This window comes from Actinoplanes missouriensis 431 (genome assembly GCF_000284295.1).
GTDB lineage: Bacteria > Actinomycetota > Actinomycetes > Mycobacteriales > Micromonosporaceae > Actinoplanes > Actinoplanes missouriensis.
The window spans coordinates 467,623-488,650 of the sequence record NC_017093.1 but is presented as its reverse complement, the minus strand read 5'-3'; the positions used below and the strand labels follow the sequence as shown (position 1 = coordinate 488,650).

18 protein-coding genes are annotated in these 21,028 nt (G+C 71.2%); 9 read left to right on the top strand and 9 right to left on the bottom strand.

Features of this window, described 5'->3' with window-relative positions; all coding sequences use genetic code 11:
- Nucleotides 1–3 precede the first annotated feature (3 nt).
- The gene (locus tag AMIS_RS02305) at nucleotides 4–2,073 is read right to left on the bottom strand and encodes an alkaline phosphatase family protein (protein WP_014440576.1); all 2,070 of its coding nucleotides are present in this window, start codon (nucleotides 2,071–2,073) and stop codon (nucleotides 4–6) included.
- A gap of 116 nt (nucleotides 2,074–2,189) precedes the next feature.
- On the opposite strand from AMIS_RS02305, the gene AMIS_RS02300 reads away from it, so the two are divergent.
- Nucleotides 2,190–3,377 carry a glycoside hydrolase family 18 protein gene (locus tag AMIS_RS02300; RefSeq protein ID WP_231859213.1) on the top strand — a complete coding sequence of 396 codons (1,188 nt, stop codon included), beginning with the start codon at nucleotides 2,190–2,192 and terminating at the stop codon, nucleotides 3,375–3,377.
- Here the strand turns inward: AMIS_RS02300 and AMIS_RS02295 are convergent.
- From AMIS_RS02295 to AMIS_RS02270, 6 genes are all read right to left on the bottom strand, one after another.
- On the bottom strand, nucleotides 3,364–3,990 hold the full coding sequence (locus tag AMIS_RS02295; protein WP_157434718.1) for a LamG-like jellyroll fold domain-containing protein: 627 nt from the start codon (nucleotides 3,988–3,990) through the stop codon (nucleotides 3,364–3,366). The two genes, AMIS_RS02300 and AMIS_RS02295, sit on opposite strands and share 14 nt — an antisense overlap.
- Nucleotides 3,991–4,160: 170 nt before the next feature.
- The gene (locus tag AMIS_RS02290) at nucleotides 4,161–4,547 is read right to left on the bottom strand and encodes a RidA family protein (protein WP_014440573.1); all 387 of its coding nucleotides are present in this window, start codon (nucleotides 4,545–4,547) and stop codon (nucleotides 4,161–4,163) included.
- Between the two features lie 9 nt (nucleotides 4,548–4,556).
- Nucleotides 4,557–5,231 carry a tetratricopeptide repeat protein gene (locus AMIS_RS02285; RefSeq protein ID WP_014440572.1) on the bottom strand — a complete coding sequence of 225 codons (675 nt, stop codon included), beginning with the start codon at nucleotides 5,229–5,231 and terminating at the stop codon, nucleotides 4,557–4,559.
- Between the two features lie 159 nt (nucleotides 5,232–5,390).
- Nucleotides 5,391–6,602 (bottom strand): tetratricopeptide repeat protein, encoded by a 1,212-nt coding sequence (locus tag AMIS_RS02280; protein ID WP_014440571.1) that lies wholly within the window; start codon nucleotides 6,600–6,602, stop codon nucleotides 5,391–5,393.
- A 12-nt stretch (nucleotides 6,603–6,614) separates the two neighbouring features.
- A complete protein-coding gene (locus AMIS_RS02275) occupies nucleotides 6,615–7,202 on the bottom strand; it encodes a TMEM165/GDT1 family protein (protein ID WP_014440570.1) in 588 nt (195 codons plus the stop codon).
- Between the two features lie 157 nt (nucleotides 7,203–7,359).
- A complete protein-coding gene (locus tag AMIS_RS02270) occupies nucleotides 7,360–8,946 on the bottom strand; it encodes an alpha/beta hydrolase (RefSeq protein ID WP_014440569.1) in 1,587 nt (528 codons plus the stop codon).
- A gap of 260 nt (nucleotides 8,947–9,206) precedes the next feature.
- Between AMIS_RS02270 and AMIS_RS02265 the strand changes: the two genes are divergently transcribed.
- A complete protein-coding gene (locus AMIS_RS02265; RefSeq protein WP_157434717.1) occupies nucleotides 9,207–9,707 on the top strand; it encodes a hypothetical protein in 501 nt (166 codons plus the stop codon).
- On the opposite strand, the gene AMIS_RS02260 is transcribed toward AMIS_RS02265, so the two are convergent.
- The gene (locus tag AMIS_RS02260; protein WP_231859212.1) at nucleotides 9,704–11,242 is read right to left on the bottom strand and encodes an APC family permease; all 1,539 of its coding nucleotides are present in this window, start codon (nucleotides 11,240–11,242) and stop codon (nucleotides 9,704–9,706) included. The two genes, AMIS_RS02265 and AMIS_RS02260, sit on opposite strands and share 4 nt — an antisense overlap.
- Nucleotides 11,243–11,342: 100 nt before the next feature.
- Between AMIS_RS02260 and AMIS_RS02255 the strand changes: the two genes are divergently transcribed.
- The 7 genes from AMIS_RS02255 (at nucleotide 11,343) to AMIS_RS02225 (ending at nucleotide 19,687) form a co-directional block, all read left to right on the top strand.
- Nucleotides 11,343–13,613: a putative bifunctional diguanylate cyclase/phosphodiesterase gene (locus AMIS_RS02255; RefSeq protein ID WP_014440566.1), complete on the top strand. Its 2,271-nt coding sequence runs from the start codon at nucleotides 11,343–11,345 to the stop codon at nucleotides 13,611–13,613.
- Nucleotides 13,614–13,712: 99 nt separating this feature from the next.
- Nucleotides 13,713–14,774, top strand: coding sequence for a glycosyltransferase family 2 protein (locus tag AMIS_RS02250; RefSeq protein WP_014440565.1), 1,062 nt, complete (start codon nucleotides 13,713–13,715; stop codon nucleotides 14,772–14,774).
- A 4-nt stretch (nucleotides 14,775–14,778) separates the two neighbouring features.
- On the top strand, nucleotides 14,779–15,231 hold the full coding sequence (locus AMIS_RS02245; RefSeq protein WP_014440564.1) for a GNAT family N-acetyltransferase: 453 nt from the start codon (nucleotides 14,779–14,781) through the stop codon (nucleotides 15,229–15,231).
- Complete coding sequence (gene pseI, locus AMIS_RS02240; protein ID WP_014440563.1) at nucleotides 15,228–16,244, top strand: pseudaminic acid synthase; 1,017 nt, start codon at nucleotides 15,228–15,230, stop codon at nucleotides 16,242–16,244. Before AMIS_RS02245 ends, pseI begins: the two co-directional genes overlap by 4 nt.
- Before the next feature lies 1 nt (nucleotide 16,245).
- Nucleotides 16,246–17,802 (top strand): hypothetical protein, encoded by a 1,557-nt coding sequence (locus tag AMIS_RS02235; RefSeq protein ID WP_014440562.1) that lies wholly within the window; start codon nucleotides 16,246–16,248, stop codon nucleotides 17,800–17,802.
- A complete protein-coding gene (locus AMIS_RS02230) occupies nucleotides 17,799–18,734 on the top strand; it encodes a hypothetical protein (protein WP_157434714.1) in 936 nt (311 codons plus the stop codon). The genes AMIS_RS02235 and AMIS_RS02230 overlap by 4 nt, the downstream gene beginning before the upstream one ends.
- Complete coding sequence (locus tag AMIS_RS02225) at nucleotides 18,731–19,687, top strand: right-handed parallel beta-helix repeat-containing protein (RefSeq protein ID WP_014440560.1); 957 nt, start codon at nucleotides 18,731–18,733, stop codon at nucleotides 19,685–19,687. The genes AMIS_RS02230 and AMIS_RS02225 overlap by 4 nt, the downstream gene beginning before the upstream one ends.
- Nucleotides 19,688–19,758: 71 nt before the next feature.
- Here the strand turns inward: AMIS_RS02225 and AMIS_RS02220 are convergent, their stop codons facing one another.
- Entirely contained in the window at nucleotides 19,759–20,823 is a 1,065-nt protein-coding gene (locus AMIS_RS02220) for an ALF repeat-containing protein (protein ID WP_231859211.1), read from the bottom strand.
- Nucleotides 20,824–21,028: the final 205 nt, after the last annotated feature.

The window sequence follows — 21,028 nt, the reverse complement described above, 5'->3', positions numbered from 1 at the left end:
GCACTAACCATCCCGGCTCGGGGAAAGTCGCGCGGTCCGGCCCGGATCGAGGTCCTCGACGTGCAGCGGGTCGGCGCCGAGGACCGCCTTGTCCGGTTTCCGCAGGCCGAGCATGGTGAGCCAGCCGACGAGCTGCCGGTGGACGGCGTCCGGGCCGTCCAGTTCCCGGGCGGTCGGCCAGCCGGACGGGTGCACCAGCACCGCGTCTGTCTGCCAGCCGCCGAGGCCGCCGTGTGAACCGACGAGCTCCTCGAACGCGGCCACCTCGTGCGTGACCGGGTCCACCGCGCTGATCACCACGAGGTCGCCGACGTGCGCCGCGCTCTGGTGACGCAGCAGGTCGTGGCAGGCGGACGGCCCGTACGGAAGAAGGGGGTCGGTCCCGGTCACCGTGCCGTCGCGGAGCCGGTGGGAGCCGTCCGTCCCGTACGCGACGGGCCCCTCCTCGGTCTGCGCCACGACCAGGCCGATACCCGGATGGGCGGCCAGCCCGTCGATCAGCTGCGGATAGACGTGATCGATCGCGGACCGGTTCAGTCGGTGCGGGAAGCGAGTCAGGTAGATCATCGACAGGTTGCCGGAGGAGACCACGAGCAGCGGCGTGGCCGGTGGCGGCGTGTTCTCCGGCTCGACCTTGCCCTCCTCCTCGGCCGGCATCTGCGGGCCGGCGGCACGGTCGGATCCGGCCAGGCGGTCGGCCACCTCGTCGAGGGTCTCGCCGTACCGCTGACGGAACGTGGCGCCCTGGCTCTGCCCGTGGTCGGAGAGCACCACCAGGTGGTACTGGCGGGCGGCCTCCGGCGCGAGGCGTTCCAGGACGCCGAGCATCCGGTCCAGGCTCTCCAGCTGGCGCATCGACTCCGGGCGGGCCGGGCCGGCGTGGTGGGCGACCTCGTCGTAGTCGACCAGGTCGCAGTAGATCGCCGGCACGCCGCGGGCCATCTGCTCGGCCATCAGCGACACGTTCACGTCGCGCAGCAGCATCGACGCCGGCCGCAGGGCCAGGAACGCGCCGGACCGGCTGACCCGGGGCTGCAGGTTGCGCCGCCGCTGGAGGCGGGCCTGGTGCAGCTCGGTCAAGACCTCGGCCACGCCGAGGACGAGGGCACGGGTGAAGCCGTACGGGGAGGCCATGAACGCCGCCCAGCCGCGGGCCGACCGGCCGGGCAGCGCCGCGTGGCTGACCGTGAGCAGGTTCGTCGCCGCGTCCCCGCTGAACGCGTTGCTGATGCTCACCCCGCCGTCGCGGAGCAGCCCTCGGCCGTCGCTCAGCCGGGTCTCGATGATCGCCGCGTCGCGCGGGCGGTTGGAGACCATCAGCTTGCCGGTCTCCTTCTCGTACCAGCGGAAACCGGGGATCTGCCGGCTCGCGCCGTGCAGGATGCCGGCCTGCGAGGCCGGCGTGGTCGACGGCAGGCCGGTGTGCCAGCCGCGCATCGTGTGGGTGCCGGTCCGCAGCCAGTGCCCGAGCGTCGGCAGGTTGCCGGCCCGGATCGCCCAGCGCAGCACCGGCTCGGCGACCCCGTCGAGCTGCACCATCAGCAGGCCCGGCTCGGCGCCGGGTCGCGGCCGGCGGAACGTGATCAGTGGGCCACCGGCCCGGCGGGCGGCGCGGCGCCGGACGCCGCGCATCAGGCGGCGGGCCTCCCGGACGAACGTGTCGTCGCTGCCGCTGTCCGCCATCCAGTCCAGCAGGGCGGCCACCACGACCGCCAGGATCGCGGCGGCCACCAGCGTGGGCAGGCCGCTGATCTGCTCGGCCGGGTCCAGCTCCAGCGCGATCACCATGACCGCGACCTGCGCGACCACGCCGAGGAGCATCGCTCCCCACCCGCCCAGCGCGGTGATCCCGAGCAGCAGCAGCGGGCGCAGCACCGCGCCGACCACGGCGACCAGCACCACCAGGCCGAGGATGTCGAGAAGATCGGTGCTGGCCACCCCGGGCATCAGCCAGAGAGTCAGGGTGAGGACCACGAAGGTGGTCAGTGCACTGCGCAGAACGGCGCGCAGCCGGTTCAGGACGCGCCGCCAGGCGAACAATGCCCGCACCTCGGTACGCCAGCTCAGTGCCACTGTTCGACGATTGCACAGCCGCGCTTGTCATGACCCACGAGGTCGTGAACGACACGTTCGAGTGGTTGAGGGGCGGTATGGCGGGTATGGCGGCTAGCTTCGGCCCGGTGCGCTTGGTGTCAGCGTTACTCGTACCCGTACTCATGCTCGCCGTTGCCGCCTGCGGAGGTGAACCTCGTCCGTCTCCCTCGTCCACGCCTGCGCAGGTGGTGGCCGGGTACTTCACCGAATGGGGCGTCTACGGCCGCGGTTTCCGGGTGAAGAATGTGCAGGAGAGCGGCGCGGCGCGCCGGCTCACCCATTTGAAGTACGCGTTCGGCAAGGTCGACGACGGCCGGTGTGCGGTCGGCGACCCGTGGGCGGCCTACCGTAAGCCGATCGAGGCCGCCGACAGCGTGGACGGTGTGGCGGACAGCGCCGGCGCCCCGCTCCTCGGCAGCTTCGGGCAGCTGCGCAAGCTCAAGGCGGCGAACCCGCGGCTCAAGGTGCTCTGGTCGTTCGGCGGGTGGAGCGGCTCGGCCGGGTTCACCCGGGCCGCCGCCGATCCGGCCGGTTTCGCCGCGTCCTGCCGCGCACTGATCAACGATCCGCGCTGGTCCGGGCTGTTCGACGGCATCGACGTGGACTGGGAGTACCCGAATGCCTGCGGCGTCTCCTGCGACGCCAGCGGGCCGGGCGCGCTCACCGCGGTGCTCGCCGCGCTGCGCGCGTCGCTCGGCGCGGACGCCCTGATCACCGCTGCGGTGCCTGGCGACGTCGGAAAGCTGCGGGCCACCGATTACGCCGGGGCGGCCCGGTACGCGAACTGGCTCGGCGCGATGACGTACGACTACTTCGGCGCGAGCACCGGACCGGACGATCGCCGGACCGCGGCCCACTCCGCACTGAGCGCCTATCCCGGCATCCCCCGGACGGCGGCGACCACCGAGTCGACAGTCGCGGAGCTGCTGGCGCTCGGTGTCCCTGCGGCGAAGGTGCTGATCGGGGTCGGCTTCTACGGCCGTGGCTGGACCGGGGTGGACGGCGCCGAACCGGGCGCGACGGCCACCGGGCCGGCGCCCGGCCGCTACGGCAAGGGCATCGAGGACTACCACGTACTGGTGGACCGCTGCCCGCCGACGGGGACGGCCGGCGGGCAGGCGTACGCCCGATGCGGGGCGCAGTGGTGGTCGTACGACACCCCGGAGACGATCACTGAGAAGGTCACGTTCGCCCGGCAGCGGGGGCTCGGCGGACTGTTCGCCTGGGAGCTTTCCGGCGACACCCCGGACGCCCGGCTGCTGACCGCCCTCAGCCGATCCTGACCCAGACGTTGTCGAGCACGCCGTTGAACTGGTCGTTGTCGCGGTACGGGCCCTTCGCGCCGATGCTCAGCGGCCGGTTGTTGCTGACCGACAGGGTGACCGGCACGCTGGTCCCGCCGTACGGCACCCCGTCGACGTAGATCTCCAGCCGGTCGCCGGTGCGCTGACAGCGGATCCGGTGCCAGCGCCCGTCCGCGGTGCTGATCCGGCTGCGGGCGATCCGGATCGTCGGCCGGAGCTGGTCGACGAGCACGCAACTGGGATGGCCGGCGGCGCCGTCGATCTGCAGTTTGTACTGGCTGCTGGTTCGCGAGTAGCCCTTCTGCAGGACGTTCTGGCCGGTGCTGGTCTGTCCGGGCGGGAGCAGGACGTCGGCGCCGTAGGCGAGGTTGCGGCTGCCCGGGTTCAGGTCGGCCGACGTGGTGCTCTGCAGCACCACGTGCGGGCAGACCGGGTCGGTGCACTTGCCGGGGAAGGCGAGCGCGGTGCCGGGACCGTGCTCGACGAGCCGCAGCCGGCCGCCGCCGAACGAGAGGATGCGCAGGTGGTGGCCGTTGCCTGACTCGTCGGCGGTCGAGGTGGGCCACCCGTTGAAGCCGTAGCGGGCGGTCACCGAAGACGCCGGATCATCCCCGCGCGCCCGATCATCCCCGGGCGCCGGCTTTTCCCCGCGAGCCGGTGCGGGACCGGCGACGATCGCGGCAACGAGAATTGCGGCGAACATGCATCGCATAACCGAATTATCGGACGCATAGCGATTGGTCCGACGTAATTCCGGTCAGGTCACCGGGTAAGGCGAGCCTCGGCCTCAATCTCGATCTTCATCCGGGGGTCGAGCAGGCCGACGACCATCATCGTGGCGGCCGGTCGCACCGCGCCGAACCAGCGGCTCAGAACCGGGGCGCAGGCCTCGAAGTCGGCGCCGTCCGGCAACAGGTACCGCACCCGGACCACGTCGGCGATCGAGCCACCGGCCTCGGTCAGCGCCGCGTCGATCGTGCGCAGGCACTGCTCGGCCTGCTCGGCGACGTCGTCCGAGATGGTCATCGTGGCGTAGTCGAAGCCGGTCGTGCCGGAGACGTGCACCCGGTCGCCGTCGACCACCGCTCGGGCGTACCCGTACTTCTCCTCGTACGCCGAACCGGACGAGATCGCATACCGCTCAGCCATCCGGGCAGACTAGCGGCCGAACAGCTTCCAGCCGCGTTTCTTCTTCTCGGCCACCGGTTCGGCCTCGCCGTTGAGGACCTCCAGCCGGTGCTTGGCGACCGGATTGCCGGGCTCGAGCCGCAGCGAGGTGGCGAGCGCCTGGCGCGCCTGGTCGACGTGGCCGAGCGCGGCCAGGGCCATGCCGTGGGTGAAGTAGTAGTGCGCCTCGTTCGGATCCAGCCCGATCGCGGTGCGCGCGGCCTGCTCGGCGTCGGCGAGCTGCCGGTCCGCGGCGAGCAGCGCCCAGGCCACGCGGTCGTGCCAGAGCGGGTTCTTCGGCTCGACGACGACCGCCCGGTACGCCATCGACATCGCCTCGTCGTGCCGCCCGAGCAGGGTCAGCGCCCGGCTGGCGATGGCGAGCGGGCGGGGATCGTCCGGCGCCAGCTCGATCGCGCGGACGGCGGCCTCCAGCGCGGTGTCCATCTGGTCCAGGACCAGGCGGATCCGGGCCATCAGGATCCAACCGGCCACCGATTGCGGGTGGGCGGCCAGGACCGGTTCGAGAATCGTGGCGGCACGGTCCGGCTGCAGGTGTTCGAAGAGGGCGGCGGCACGTGCCACGCTCAGGTCGGCCGGGTCGGCGAAGGCACGCGCCGGGGCGTCGGTGGCCGCCGTCCGGGCTGACGAGGCCAGCTCGGTCATCGGGCCACTCCGCGTCGCACGTAGCTGGGGGTCACACGGTCATCATCGACCGCGAAGGCGAATAACTGAGACATTTCGCCGGAAGATCATCACCGTCGGCCGAGCATCATCCGCCGGAAGATCATCACCGGCCGGCGAGCCTCATCCGACGGAGGATCGTCATCGGCCGGCGAGCTTCCTCCGGCGGAAGATCACCAGAAGGCAGGTCGCGGCGGCCGCGGGCGCCGCCATCAGGGCGGCGAACCGCCACGCCGGATCGGCCGCGTCGGTGATCGCGAGACCCAGCGTGGCCGCGGCGCAGACGCCCACGATCAGCCAGAGCGAGTTGGTGGAGAGGCCGCGACCGGAGTCGCCCGGCCCGTCGGCCGGAGCGGTCAGCAGCCGGACGCCGAACCCGGTCGCCGCGGCCGTGCCGAGCAGCGCGGAGAGCCACCCGGCCGGCGCCACGATCGCGAGGAGCAGCAGCGCCACGGCGACCCCGGCCGCGATCACCGCGACCCGCTGACGCCCGGAGGCGAGCAGGCCGCGCAGATAGCCGCGCAGCGCGGGGTCGAGCCGGGCGACGAAGAAACCGGCGTACGCGGCGGGCGCCAGCGCGGCGGCCGCCGCGATCACCCGGGCGGACCCGGTCGAGGAGTCCGCGAGACGCCAGCCGAGGTACGCCAGGAGGGTCAGGATGATCGCGGTGTAGACCAGGAACTGGCGCAGGGCGACGTCCAGCAGGAACCGGCTGGCCTGCTGGCTCGGATCGGTCCGCAACGCCCCGACCAGCCCGGACGCTCCCCGGGCGAGGCGGCCCAGCGCGAACGGATGGTGGTGCACGACGTCCAGCGCGGCCAGTTCGTGCAGGGCCACCGCGTTCTCCGGGTCCAGGGCCAGCGCGTCCCGCAGCGCCTGCCGGGCCCGGTCCCGCAGGTTCAATTGCTTCATCACCATGGCGTACGTGATCCGGAAGTCGGACTCGTCCGGGCCGAGCCGCACCGCCTCGCGGGCCGCGTGCTCGGCGCCCACCGGGTCCCGGCCCTCCTCCAGCAGAGCCCATGCCAGCCGGTTGTGCCGGTACGGGTTTTCCGGCTGGCGCAGCACCGCCTGCCGCGCCGTGGCGATCGCCTCCTCGTGCTGGTCGAGCGCGGTGAGCACCCGGCTCAGCGCGGCGAGCGCGTCCGCCCACTCCGGCGCGTTGCGCACCGCGCGGCGAGCCATCTCCTCGGCCAGCTCCGGTTTCTTGAGGGCGAGCTGGGCGTGTGTCATCAGGATCAGAGCGGTGACGTCGTCCGGCTCCGCCGCGAGCACCGGACCGAGCAGCTCCGCGGCGGCGCCAGGCTCACCGCGGACCAGCTGGATCCGGGCCATCTCGACGGATCGGGTCACGCTCCGCGCCTCCTATCGGACTTCGATCACACCCTCGGCGATCAACCAGATGCCGAAGATAGCGAAGAGCGCGGCGGCGCCGTACTTGATGGCCTTCTCCGGGAGGTGCCGGCCGAGGTAGCGACCGACCAGGATGGCGAGCGCGTCGGCGGCGACCATGCCGATCGTCGAGCCGATCCAGGTGCCGAACCAGCCGTGCTGGGTGGCGAGCGTGATCGTCGCGAGCATGGTCTTGTCGCCGAGCTCGGCGAGGAAGAACGCCCCACCGACGGCCAGGATCGCCGAGCCGGTGGAGCGCTCCGCCTTGCTCTTCTCCTCGTCGGTGAGCTTGTCGCCGCGTAGCGTCCAGGCACCGAAGGCGAGGAACGCGATGCCCGCCACCAGGGAGATCCAGCCGGTCGGCAGGGTGGCCCCCAGGCCGTACCCGATGCCGACCGACACGAGGTGCACGAGGGCGGTCGCCACGGTGATGCCGATGAGCACCGGGACGGGCTTGAAACGGGTAGCGAATGTCATGGCCATGAGCTGCGACTTGTCGCCCAGCTCAGCCACGAAGATCACCGCAAAGCTGATGCCCAGCGCGGCGAGGAAACCTTCCACAGATGACTCCCGGTTGATGGCGACCGGGGCTCAGGCGCAGGGCGACCTCGACCCGGCCGCAATAGTGTTACGGCCTGGTCGAAGGTCTCGCTCGCCTTTGGGAAAGGCCGCGCGGCCGGACGCCGGAGCGTCAGTGTGTCGACCGCGACATTGGGAGCTACTCCCCTTCGCGCCACGAAGCATAGCGCATGAGGCTGAGCCGCTCCTTCGCCTTGCGCCCGACCGCCGTGGTGGGCGTGGGCTGGGCGATCGGCGCGCACTCCCGGTCGGACCGGTTGCCGTCGAGCCGCTTCGGGAGCGCCCCCGACGCGAGGTAGTCCGCGATCGTGCCGTCGATGCACGCGTTGCCGAAGAGCGAGCCGGCGTGCGTGGTTCCGCCCACGCCCTCGACGAGCACCGACTGCGGGAACCGGCGACGCGCCTCGATCGCCCCGGCGAACGGGGTGGCCGCGTCGAGTGTCTCGCTGATCATGAGGACCGGCGGGATCTTCGTCCCGGTCACGTCGACCGGGCGGCCCGGGCGGGCGGCCCAGTGCCGGCACGGGGCGTTGTACCAGGCGTTGCCCCAGGTCTCGAACGGCGCCTTGCGGTGCACCCGCCAGTTGTCCTTCGCCCAGCGCCGCCAGTCCGACGGCCATTTGCTGTCGGTGCACTGGACGGCCAGGTAGACCGCGTAGCTGTTGTCGCCGTCCGCGGTCTGCGGGTGGTTGTCGTCGTAGAGCTTGCGCAACGGCTTCGGGTCCCGCCGGTGCACCCAGGCGGAGAACGCCCGCGCGGTCTCCTCCCAGCCGAAGATGTAGTAGCCGGGCTGGAGGAAGACGTCGGTGAGCTCGGCCGGGCCGATCACTCCGCCGATCGGCCGGGTGGCCGCCTCGCCGAGATGCCGGTAGTAGAGCTTCTCCACGGCCTTACCGGTCCGGCCGAGGTGGTAGACCGCGTCGTACTTGGCGATCCAGGCGAAATACACCTTGATCGCCCGGTCGAAGGCGATGTCCTGGTCGAGGTTCGAGCGGTACCAGACCCGGCCCGGATCGACGACGCCGTCGAGGACCATCCGGCGCACCCGGTCCGGGAACGTGGTGGCGTAGACCTGGCCCAGGTACGTCCCGTACGAGAAGCCGTAAAAGTTGATTTTGTCAGCGCCCAGGGCGATCCGGAGGGCCTCGATGTCCCGCACCGAGTCCTCGGTGCGCAGGTGCTCCAGCAGCGGACCGCCGGCCTTGGCGCAGGCCGCCGCGTACGCCTTCGTCTTGGCGTGCCAGGCCTTCTCGATCTCCTTGGTGACCGGCACGTACGCCGGCCGGTTGTACCCCGCATAGCTCGTGTCGCAGACCAGTTTCGGCGTGCTCGCGCCCACGCCACGCGGGTCGAAGCCGATCCAGTCGTACCCGGCGCCGCCGCCCTTCGGCACGTGCGCCCCGAGCGTGGCCATGCTCCGCCCGGCGCCGCCGGGGCCACCGGGATTCACCAGGATGACGCCCTGGTACTTCTCCTGCGGCACGGTGTGCTTGACCCGCGAGACGGCCAGCTGGATCTTGGGCCCGTCCGGCTTCGCGTGGTCCATCGGCACGGTCACGAAGCCACACTCGGCGTTCTGCGCCTTGAGCGTCGCTTCGGTGCAGGGGCCCCAGGTGATCGCCGCCGCGGTGCGCCCGCCGCCGGAGGCCTCGGCCGGCGCCGCCGTCACCGTGGCGCCGGTGGCGCAGAGCGCGGCCGTGGTGGCGGCCGCCCAGAGTCTTCTCATCTTCGCCCCTTATGTCCGATTCACTCCCCATTTTGCGGTGAATCGGACAGGGAGCGGGCGTCCACGCCGATCTTTTCTAAGCTTTTGCCCGATTGAGACCGGCTTGGATCAACAGCGCGAGCACCCCCAGGGCCGCAACCACGCCGCCGTACGCCCAGCGCCGTCGCGGCGCCCGGACGCACCGGTTTCGGCGACCGAAACCGCGACGCGCGCGCCCGAAATTTCCCCCTTATGCCGCTCGGCCTGTCACCATGCGAAACATGGACGAGTTCTGGATCCACCCGCGGCTGGGTACGGCAACTCGGGACGGTCACGCTCCGCGGCACTACCTGGTAGCCCTCCAGCACGCGGTGCAGACCCTCGACGCCGACCCGCACTGGCAGCGCTGGTGGCACGGCTCCGGCCTGCACGGATGCGAGCTGGGGATAGTGACCGAAGGGCGCCTGGACCACCTGCGCCCGAGCGCCGACATCCACCGCGTCGACGACCTGCTACGCGCGAACTTCACCTGCGAGCTGCCACCGGCCGGCGCCGGACCGGACGAGCTGGCGCGGCGGGCCACCACCGAGGTGCGGACCATGTTCGAGGTGATCCGGGAGGCGATGGCGCTGGCCGACCTTCCGCCCACCCCGGACCCGTCGCCGGCGCCGGGCGACGCGGACGAGGTGCCGGTGACCGCGAAGTCGCTGCCGTCCATCCCGCGTGAGCTGGAGCAGCAGGGGTACCTGACGCTCACCCAGGTTCAGGATTTCTTCGGCTAGAACTCCACCCGCTCCGGGCGGTGCGCGCCGGGAGTCCGCTGCTCAGGGATTTTCGGGTACGGGGTGACGACCACCGCCGTCCCGCAGAGGCCGATACCCGCGTACCGCTCCGGCCACCGCCACCTGACCAGCGCCGCGTGCGCCAGCCCCAGCACGACGCATCCGCCGATCGCCGCCGGAACCGCGCGCACCAGCGGATAGCCCGCGGGCAGGCCGAGGATTTCCGGCAGGTCCCGGAAAGCCAGGTAGACGAGGCTACCAAGGGACACAGTGGACAGAAGGGGCGAAACAAAACGCCCCCAGGCGCTCTCGCCGCCGGGCGCCCGGTTCAGGTGCAGCAGCGCGGCCAGCGCGGTGACCAGCAGCAGGAGCAGGATGCTCAACGCGCCTCCGAGGATCATCCAGCGCGCGGTCACCGGCCCGGGATCAGCGCCCGCCGCATAGGCCCCGGCCAGCGCGGCGCCGACCGCCAGCGTCTGGGTCAGCGAGGCGGCCCGCGGTGCGCCGGTCCGGCGACCGGCGCCGGCCAGCACCGACGGCAGCACCCCCTCGCGGCCCATCGCGTGCAGGTGACGGGCCATCGCGTGATGCAGCGCCAGCACCCCGGCCAGCACGCCGACCACCAGGATCACCCGGGCCGTGGTCACCGCCCAGGGCAGCAACCGCTCGCCGGCCAGGGCGAAGAGCAGGTCACCGCCGCGGGCGCCGGCCACCGCGGTGATCCGGTCCGGCCCGGCTGCCACGATCATCGACCAGCTGAGCCCGCCGAGCAGCAGGGCGATCAGGACCACCGCGCCGTACGCGCCGAACCCGGCCGTCCGCCGCGGCCGCAGCGCCTCCTCGGCATAGACGCCGGCGCTCTCGAACCCGGCGAAGGCCAGCACCCCGGCCGCCAGCAGCAGCCCGAGCACCGGCCGGTCGATCGTCGCGGCGTCCACCCGGATCGACTCGGCGGTGATCCGCCCGCCTGCCGGCGCCAGCAGATTGCTGGCGCCCACGCCGACCAGGACCGCGGCCTCGGCGACCGCGAGCAGGCCGGCCACCCCGGCAGCCACCTCGATCCGCATGGTGCCGAGCAGCGCGACGAGGGCCCAGCACGCGGCAGCGCCGGCCCACCACGGGACGGTCCACTCCGCGCCGGCCGTCGCGAACCAGCTTCGCGCCAGCGGTGTGGCGGCGGCGCCGGCCAGCGCGTACAGACCGAACTGGATCGCCTGGTACCCGGCGAGCGCCAGCCAGGCGGCGGCCAGGCCGGCGGGGCGGCCCAGGCCGCGGGCGACATGGGTGTACGCGGCACCGGCACTCGGCAGGCGACGGATCATCGCCGCGTACCCACCGCAGAAGAGAACGAGCAGCACGGCCAGCGCCGCGAAGCTCAGCGGCACGAGCGGACCCGAGCCCGCGGCGAGGGACACCGGAACGAGGGTGATCAGGGTGACCACCGGCGCGGCGGCGGCGAGCCCGAAGAAGGAGACCGAGGCCACGCCGATGCGGCCGGTGGCCAGCGCGCGCGGATCGTCCTCAGGCGTGTCCACGGGTCCATTCAGTCCCATCAGCACCATGCATGCAACGTTTAGTAGCGATTCACTGACCGTTCGTGACCAGGTTGGCACGCGACTCACCGGTTTTTCTCAGGTGAGTCCCGACACCGCCGACAGCATCACCGTGCTAGCGACTGAGCAACTGACGGAGTTCCTCGCCGTCGTCGCGGACCGGCCCGACGAAGCCGCCGCCCAGCGTGCCGCCGTGGAGTGTGCGGTCCGCGCGCTCGGCGCCGACCTCGCGGTGCTGGTGGTCGACGGCAGCGTGGCCGCCGTGGTTGGGCTCACGGCCGACGCCGTCCCCGCGTACGCGGTCAGCGAGGCGGCGGCCGGTCGGCGGGGCACGCTGCTGATCGGCGCGGACACGTACGCCATCGCCCACGCCCCGATCGGTGGCGTCTCCCCCGGCGGGCTGGTGCTCGGCCGGCGGGCCGGCGGGTTCACCATCGAGGAGATCTGCCTGCTCCGCGGCATGGCGCAGGTGCTCGAGCTCAGTCTGCACACCCTCCAGCTGGTCGAGGCGGAACGGCGGCAGGCCGCCGAGAACGGCCGCCTGATCGACTCGCTGCAGCGTCGCCAGCGTCTCTTCGAGGAGCTCAGCACGGTGCAGCGGGCGATCGCCCGGCGCGAGCCGCTCCCCCGGCTCCTGGAGATGATCACCACGGCGGCGGCCGAGCTGATGGACGTCGAGATGGCCGGGCTCACCGTCCTGGACGGCGACGACCCGAGCCGGACCAGCCTCGTCGCCTCGCACGGCATCCCCGACGACGCGGTGGTGCGGATGCAGCAGGTGCCGATCGCCGCGCTCGGCGCCGCCGGACTCGCGATCATGGGCGACGAGTTGATCGCGGTGGACGACTACGCCAGCTCGCCGATCGCCGTACCCGAGGTGGTCCGCGCCAGGCTCAAGAGCATCATGGCGGTGCCGGTGCACGAGAACGGCGTGGTGATCGGCGCATTGTTCGTCGGCTCGTACGCCCGGGTCCGCGAATGGGACAAGCCGGCGCGGGAGATCCTCCAGGCGTTCGCCGAGCACGTCAGCCTGGCGATCACCGACGCCCGCACGCTGCGCGAGATGAACCACGCGTTCCACGACGCGCTGACCGGCATGGCGAGCCGGGCGCTGTTCATGACCCGTACCGAGAACGCCCTGGTCACGTCCCGGACCGGCGGCGCCGCGGCGCTGCTGATCGACCTGGACCGGTTCAAGGTGATCAACGACGCGCTCGGGCCGAACGCCGGTGACCGGCTGCTCGCCGCGGTCGCCGACCGGATCCGGGAGTGCCTGCGCACCGACGACACCGCGGCGCGGCTCGGCGGCGACGAGTTCGCGGTGCTGCTGCCGGACGTCACCGGGGTGGAGGCGGCCGTGCCGGTCGCCCGGCGGATCGTCGCGGCGATACGGGAGCCGTTCGACCTCGACGGCCGGGAGACGTTCGTGACCTGCAGCGTCGGGGTGGCGTACGGCGTGACCGGCGAGGAGGACGCCCAGGAACTGCTGGTCCGGGCCGACCTCGCGATGTTCGAGGCCAAGAAGCAGGGCAAGGACCAGTTCACGGTCTTCGACCCGGTGATGCGCGAGTCCTTCCAGAAGCACCTGGAGATGGAGGCCGACCTGCGCCGTGCGGTGCTGCGGCACGAGTTCCAGCTGCGGTTCCAGCCGATCGTCCGGCTGCGGACCGGGGAGATCTCCGGCCTGGAGGCCCTGGTCCGCTGGCAGCACCCGGAACGCGGGATGATCCCGCCGCTGGACTTCATCCCGCTCGCCGAGGAGACCGGCATGATCGTGCCGATCGGCGAGTGGGTGCTGCGGGAGGCGTGCCGGCAGGCCGCCGGGTGGAACGCGCAGCGGCCCGCCGACGCGCCACTGACGGTCAGTGTGAACCTCTCCGCCGTGCAACTGGACCGGGCCGATCTGCCGGACGTGGTGAGCTCCGCGCTGGAGGAGAGCGGGCTGCCGGCGCACTGCCTGGTCATCGAGCTGACCGAGTCGCTGATCGTGGACCACCGCCCGGAGACGCTGCGCCGGCTGCACGCCATGAAGGCGCTCGGCGTGCGGCTGGCGATCGACGACTTCGGGACCGGGTACTCGTCACTCGCGTACCTGCGGCGGTTCCCGGTCGATATCATCAAGATCGACAAGTCCTTCGTCGACGACGTCGGCGACGAACCGGCCGCGGCGGCGCTCACCCACGGCATCATCCAGCTCGGACAGGCGCTGCAGCTGTCCACGATCGCCGAGGGGATCGAGGACGCCGGGCAGCTGAGCGAGCTGGCCGGCGGCAACTGCGAGCTGGGCCAGGGCTACTACTTCGCCGAGCCTCTCACCACCGAGGCGATGCAGGATCTTCTCTTCGGGAAGTAACGGGTGTTCGCCCGTTGGACCGCGAGAATTGCCTGTGACGTAGATCCTTGAAAGGTCTGGTTCCCCTGTACTTCACGTGCGGGGTCGACATTTGCCGTCATGGACGTTCTGCTGACCGTCGTAGTGCCGGTCTACGCGGTCGAGGGCTACCTGTACCAGTGTCTGGAGTCGATCCGCGCCGGACTGACCGCCGAGGAGAACTCGCAGGTCGAGGTCATCGCGGTGGACGACGCCTCACCCGACGCGTGCGGGTCGATGCTGGACGGGTACGCCGCCCGCCACGGTGACGTGCGAGTCCTCCACCTCGCCAACAACGTGGGGCTCGGCCTGGCCCGCAACGCCGGTCTGGCGGAGGCCCGCGGCAGGTACGTGTGGTTCGTGGACAGCGACGACTGGCTGCCCGCCGGTTCGATCCGGGCGGTGCTGGAGCGGCTGCGCGAGACCGAACCGGACGTCCTGCTCATCGACCACCTGCGGGTGCACGAGAACGGCCGCCTGGACACCGACGCCAGCTCACCGCTGCTGCGTGGCCCGGCCACCGTGGAACGCCTGCTCGGCGTGCAGCACACCGCCTGGAACCGGATCATGCGGCGGGACTTCCTCGCGAAGCACGACCTGCGGTTCCCCGCCGGGTGGTACGAGGACGTCCCGTTCAGCAACCCGGTGCTGCTCGCCGCCGAGCGCGTCGAAGTGCTCGACCGGGTCTGCTACCACTACCGGGTCGGCCGGTTCGGGGCGATCACCGCGACCCGCAGCGAGCGGCACTTCGAGGCGTTCGAGCAGTGGGACCGGCTCCACGCCTGGGTGGACTCCGCGGGCGTGGACCCGGCGCTGCGTGTCCGGCTGTTCACCTTGATGATCAGTCACCTGCTGGTGGTCGCCGGCAATGAGTCGCGGGTGCACCCGAGCCGCCGGCGGGCCTTCTTCCGCAGGATCGCCCGGCTCTACCGGCAGCACCGGCCGGAGGGCTATCTGCCGCCCGCCGGGACTCCCGGGATCAAGCACCGGCTGGTCGCCGCGAACAGCTACGTCATGTACTCGGCGCTGCGCACGGGTTACCGGGTGGCGGGTCTCCGGCGCCGATCCACCGAACGGACACCTGCGGTTTCCCCGGACCTCCCCTCACCGCCACAGCGGGTCAAAGCCACCTCCCTACGTTGACGGCGTGCTACGTCCCGCCCGTGACTCCGACCGCGACCTCGTACTGAGCTGGCGCAACCATCCAGCCGTGCGCGCCGTCAGTCTCACCACCCACGAGATCCAGCCTCTTGAGCATGCCGCCTGGTGGTCCACCCAGACCGGACGGGTCCTCATATATGAGGATGAGTCGGGGACTCCGGCCGGCGTGGTGATCTTCAACGGGGCCACGTGGTCGTTCTACCTCGACGTCGAAGGGCTCGGCCCGCGGCTGCTCCCCGCCTGGATGCGGCTGGAGAAGGAAGCGGTCGAGTACGCGTTCGGTGTCCTCGGCCTGGACACGCTCGGCGGCGAGACGCTCGAGGAGAACAAACAGGTCCTCGCCTTGCACCGGCGCTTCGGCTTCCGCGAGGTCCGCAGATATGAACGGCTCGTCGACGGCGTGCCGAAGACGGTCGTCTGGACAGAGAGAGCGAAATGAGCAATTCGAAGCCGTACATCGTCGCGGAGATGTCGGGCAACCACAACGGTTCGCTCGACCGGGCCCTCCAGCTGGTGGACGCCGCGGCCGATGCCGGCGCCGACGCCATCAAGATCCAGACCTACACCGCCGACACCATGACGGTGGACGTGAAGCACCCCCGCTTCCAGATCTCCCAGGGGCACGACCTCTGGGGCGGCGACTACCTCTACCAGCTCTTCGAGCGCGCGCACACGCCGTGGGACTGGCACGCGCCGATCTTCGAGCGCGCCCGCGAGCGGGGCATCACGCCGTTCTCCAGCCCGTTCGACCGCACCGCGGTGGAGCTGCTGGAGAAGCTGGACGCGACCATGTACAAGATCGCTTCCTCGGAGATCACCGACCTGCCGCTGATCCGCCTGGCCGCGTCGACCGGCAAGCCGATCATCATCTCCACCGGCATGGCCACGCTCCGGGAGATCACGTCCGCGGTCGAGGCCGCGCAGGGTGCCGGCGCCACCGACATCACCGTGCTGAGCTGCACCGCCTCCTACCCGGCCCCGCCGGAGGAGACCAACCTGCGGCGCATCCCGGTGCTCCGCGAGGCGCTCGGCCTGCCGATCGGCCTGAGCGACCACACGCTCGGCATCGGCGTGCCGATCGCCGCTGTCGCGTTCGGCGCCGTGCTGATCGAGAAGCACGTCACGCTGGACCGCGAGGACGGCGGCGTGGACTCGGCGTTCTCGCTCAACCCGGCCGAACTGGCCAGCCTCGTGGTGGAGTCGGAGCGAGCCTGGCAGTCGCTCGGCACCACCCGCATCGGCCCGACCGACGCGGAGAAGGAGAGCCTGCGGTTCCGCCGCTCGCTCTACGTCGTCGCCGACGTGGTCGCGGGCGAGCCGGTCACCGAGGCGAACGTCCGCTCCATCCGACCGACCGGCGGGCTCGAGCCGGACGAGATCGGCACCGTAATCGGCCGCGTCTTCAAGTCCGACGCCGCCAAGGGAACACCACTCACCTGGGATCTGGTCTGACGTGTGGCTACAAGCTAACAAGCAGGAGTGGAAGCACTTCCTGACCGCCGCGGAGGTCTTCTGGCAGAAGAACCTGACGCCGGCCGAGGACGACGCCGTGATCCTGGTGGAGGCATTCCACCAGGATCTGCGCGTCACACTGCGCAACCTGGCGGTGGCCAACGCGATCCGCCGGTTCCGGCCGGCGAAGCTGATCGTCTTCACCGGGGTGGAGGAGGCCTGGCGGAACACCCTGTGGCAGGGCTTCAACGTCTCGCTGGTGCGTCAGCTTGCGAGCGCGTACGGCGCCGCCGAGACGATCGATGTCTGGGACGTGGTGCGCAAGTCGGACCGCAAGCCCACCTTCGACACGTCCGGCTACGTCGCCGCGACCGACGCGCGGCTCGCGAAACTGCCGCGGCTGCGGCCCCAGCCTCCGCAGGAGCGGCAACGGTACGGCGACGGCCTCGCCGCGTTCTACGAGGAGCAGTTCAAGCAGCCCGTGGTCGCGCTGGTCACCAGCCACGTGGACTACGACCAGTGGGGTCTGGCGGTGGAGGTGGCGCGGCGCTCCGGCGTGCCGGTTATCCACACCCAGCAGACCGGGTGCCTCAAGGCGTACGCGCTCTTCCCCGAGAACGACACCCACACCGGGACGTTCCGCGAGGAGCTGACCAGGCAGATCGCCGACGTCTTCGAGACGAAGCTCTGGCCGCGTCACGAGGAACTGCGCCGGGCCACCGAGCTGATCGCCTGGCGATCCAAGGTCAACCTGGGCCGGCCCAGCTGGTGGCGCGGTGGCGCGACCGCCTCGGTCGACCTGAACAACCCGGCCGAGCGTGCCGTGCTCCGGGCCCACACCGCGGCCCGGTTCGGCTTCGATCCGGACAAGCCGATCGTCGCCGTCTTCAACCACGCCGTCTCGGACGCGCTCGGCACCAACCGGGAACTCTTCCCGAGCCTGGCCGACTGGTTCACCGAGACCGCGGCCTGGGCGGCTCAGCGGGACGACGCCCAGTGGATGTTCCTGGACCACCCGAGTCAGGCGCTCTACGACTCCAGCGGCTTCTTCGACGCCTTGGCCAAGGAGCACGTCAAGTCGAAGCACATGGTCTTCAAGCCCAGTGCCTCGATCAGCAAGAACGCGCTCTGGAGCCTCACCGACCTGGGCGTCACGGTCCGTGGCAGCGTGAGCAACGAGCTTCCCGCATACGGCATCCCGGTGATCCAGGCCGGCTGGTCCGAGTGGAGCTCCTGCGGGCTCTCCACGGTGGTGGACTCGACGGACGGGTACTTCAAGACCCTCGACGAGAGCCTCACCGCTCTGCGCGACGGTGCCACGCTGGTCTCCGAGGAGCAGGTACGCCGGGCTCGGCTCTGGCTCTGGCTCTACCGCAGCGGCGCCGACGTGGTAACCCCGCAGGTGCCGCAGTGGGAGGTCTGGCCGGTTAACACGCTGTTGAAGACGGTCCGGGCGACGTTCCGGCACATCGAGAGCGACGCCGACCCGCTGTTCGAGACGGTGGAGCGGATGTGGACCCGGCGTGAGCCGATGCTGACCCGGACCGACCTCTCATGAGTGTGGGCGCCTACTTCCGCACCGACTTCGACGAGCCGGCCGTTCCGGCCGAGCTCCCGATGCAGCTCGCCACCGGGATGAACCAGGCGCTGACGATTGCCGACCAGATGGTCCGCGGTCGCGGCATCGTCGGGCGGGTCACCGGCGACTTCGGCGCGGTCGCGGTCAAGGTGCACGGCACCGGCGGACCGGTCCGGGTGACCGTCTCCATCGGACTCGACGAGGTCGCCACCCGCTGGTGGGCGGACCGCGTCCGCCCTTCGCGCACCGCCCCGGAGTTGCCCCGGGTGGTCGCGGTGCGGTCACAGGGCCGGATCCGCGGCGGCGCGGTGCTGGCACGCCGGCAGGGGTGGCGCGGCGCCGCCGGAGCGGAGGCCACCCTTTCCTTCGACCTGGCCGAGGGCGAGCTGAACGCCGATGGCCTGCTGATGGTCGAACTCGGCCAGACCACACCCCCGGAGTGGGCGGCCGGGCGGCTCTCCACCAGGCCGGTGGTCGGCCTGCGGATCAACAGCATCGGGGTACGAGCGATCGACTCGGTTTCCGCGGTCACCGGCCCCACGGGCTTCTCCGGCTGCGACTTCTTCGTGCTGCAGCCCGGAGCCGGCACCGTTCACCGGCTGACCACGGATGTGGTGCCGTCCGCTCCCCCGCTGCCGCTCACCCCGCGCAACAAGCTCACCAAACGGCGTCCGGCCCGAGCCGCCTTCAAGGCTGTCCGGGCGGCCCGGCGGATCGTCGTCCGGGCCAAGCCCTACCGGCCCGGACCGCTCGCCGGTGTGCTGGCGGCGGACCTGATCACCGGCACCCCGATCGCGGTGGAGGTGGCCGGCGACGAGATCCGGCTGGCCGCTCCGCCCACCGGACCGGTGCTGCTCGCCGCAGCCTCGCCGCAGCCCAACCTGTCCTGGCGTGTTCTGGAGGCGAAGTGATACACCGCCCGGCGCTCGGGACCGATCCGGTGACGAACCACCGGATCCTGCAGGACCTGCTCGAGACCGAGTCACCCGGCAAGCTGGAGTTGCCACCGGGACGGCACGTGCTCGCCGACGGCCTGCTCGTGCCGGGCGGCTGGACCGTCACCGGCACGTCCGCAGCAGACACCACGCTCGTCGCCGCCGGCCGCACCGGGCACCCGGTGCTGCACGTCCTCGGCTCGGACGTCACGATCGGCGACCTGACTCTGGTCCCGGCACCGTCGGACCCCGGGGAGCACGGCGGCGACCGCGGCACCGGGCTGACCATCGGCGAGTACCTCTACCGTTCCGAGCCGTCGTGGATCAGCGGCGTCGAGGTGCGCCGGGTCCGCGTCGACCACGACTCGCTGCGTACGGCGAACGGCGTCGGCGTGATGGGCGCGGTCCGGGACGTGACCCTGCACGACGTCGAGGTGACCGGCGGATACACCGGCCTCGCGGTGCACTGGGGCGCGGTCGGTGCGGACGTCTCGTCGATCGCCGGCCCGACCTACCACCCGCACCGGCTCACCGTCTCCGGCCTGCGGGTCAGCGGCGCGATCGAGGGTTTCTACCTGAGCTCGGTGCACGACGTGACGGTTCACGGCGCGGTCCTGCACGACGTGGAGATGGGCTTCCGCCTACTGCCGGGGGACAACACCGACCGCTTCGTGTCCACGCCGGACATCGGCGCGCGCATCACGGTCAGCGACGTGGACGTCCGCTGGAACGGGCCGCTCTACGCGGTCCGCATCGCCGGGTGGGGCCGCAGCGAGATCGACGGCGTGGTGAGCGTCCTGGCCTACCGGGACACCGTCGTGCGCGACTGCCGTCTGGCCGGAACAGGCACCGGCGCGTCCTGGTCGCCCGTCATGGTCGAGCAGGCGCCCGGAGTGGCACTGCGGGACATCACGATCGCCACGGCCTGATCCGTTCCGAGCCACGCAACCGACGGCGAGCCGGCCCAGCCGCAGCTGGGCCGGCTCGCCGTCGATAGGCGTCAGCCCTGAGCGTCCGGGGTGGTCACCGGGATGGCGGTGGCACTGGCCCGGATCGTCCGCTCCAGCTCCGTCCACACCTTCGCCTGCTCCTGGGCCCAGGTCACCTCACCGGTCCACGAGGTGCTGGTGCCCGTGGCTCGCTCGGCGATGCTCGCCCAGTCCTGTTCGGTGGTGGCTTTCAGTGCGAAGTCGTACACCACCTTCCAGGCCTGCGCCTGCGAGGCCGCGAGCTCCTGATTCGCTGCCCAGGTCGCCTGCGTGGACGCTGCCACGTCGGCGGCGTTGTTCCATGCCAACCGGGCCTCCTCGGCTGCTTTGACCTTGGCCGCGTCGGCAGCCTGCTCATAGGCGGTCTGCGCGTCCCGTGCCAGCACCAGAAGCCGCTCGAGTTCGTGGCGGTAGGTGGCTTCCTGCTCGTCGAGCTCCAGCCGGAACGCTTGAAGGTCACAAGCGGCGGCGCTGGCCCAAGCGTATTTGAAGAACTCGGCGATGTCGTTGTCGGTACCGAGCTGGACCGCTCGTTGGGCTGCTGCCCGCACCCAGGCGCCGGAGGCGTGCGCGGCCAGGCTCGTCACGTAGTCGCGGTCCAACTGCGCCTGCACCTTCGCCTGCTCCACCGGCGAGTTGGCGGCATCCAGCTTCTTGGCTTCGGGGAGTCCGGTCCGCACGTAGCGGTCCTTCTCGTCGAGAGTTCCGTACTGCGCCCGGGTCGCGGTCAGGTGGACGATCGGTGAGACGGTCGGGCTGGAGGTCGCGATCGCCCGGGAGATCAGCAGATTGTTGCGCGTCGCGCTCGCCGTCGCGCGACTGCGGGCCTCCATGTACCCGCCCCCGGTGCTGAAGAACTTCGTCGCCGCGTCGACCTTGTCGCTGATGTATGCCGTCCGCGCTGCGGATCGCACCTCCCACCGCGGGTCCAGGTCTTTCAGCCGCCGCGCCATCACCCGGTACTGGGCCTCCTGAGTGGAGGCAACCGAGGTGGCCGTGGAAGCGGTCACCGACGCGGCGACCGCTGGGCCGGCCGCCAGCGAGCACAGCAGCACCGGCACCAACACGACCGACATGCGTAGACCAGCGCGATACATAAGTCCCCCGTAGAGCTCGAATCCCGTCGGCGCAGGATGAGATGACGGCATGCACATCGGGCCGCTCCAGCGACCCGGATAGATGCCTGTTGCACATTGAAGCAGCAATGGATCATCACGGGGAAGGGAATCGGCGCCGCATTTATGAGGGAAGCGCCGCACCTGGCGCAACGACCGAGAGACA

Bases quoted from the DNA above. Each gene is read 5' to 3' on its own strand.
- AMIS_RS02290 (WP_014440573.1), bottom strand. From the start codon at position 4,547: ATGGCTGAGCGGTATGCGATCTCGTCCGGTTCGGCGTACGAGGAGAAG.
- AMIS_RS02285 (WP_014440572.1), bottom strand. From the start codon at position 5,231: ATGACCGAGCTGGCCTCGTCAGCCCGGACGGCGGCCACCGACGCCCCG.
- AMIS_RS02270 (WP_014440569.1), bottom strand. From the start codon at position 8,946: ATGAGAAGACTCTGGGCGGCCGCCACCACGGCCGCGCTCTGCGCCACC.
- AMIS_RS02265 (WP_157434717.1), top strand. From the start codon at position 9,207: ATGGACGAGTTCTGGATCCACCCGCGGCTGGGTACGGCAACTCGGGAC.
- AMIS_RS02250 (WP_014440565.1), top strand. From the start codon at position 13,713: ATGGACGTTCTGCTGACCGTCGTAGTGCCGGTCTACGCGGTCGAGGGC.
- pseI (WP_014440563.1), top strand. From the start codon at position 15,228: ATGAGCAATTCGAAGCCGTACATCGTCGCGGAGATGTCGGGCAACCAC.
- AMIS_RS02230 (WP_157434714.1), top strand. From the start codon at position 17,799: ATGAGTGTGGGCGCCTACTTCCGCACCGACTTCGACGAGCCGGCCGTT.
- AMIS_RS02220 (WP_231859211.1), bottom strand. From the start codon at position 20,823: ATGTCGGTCGTGTTGGTGCCGGTGCTGCTGTGCTCGCTGGCGGCCGGC.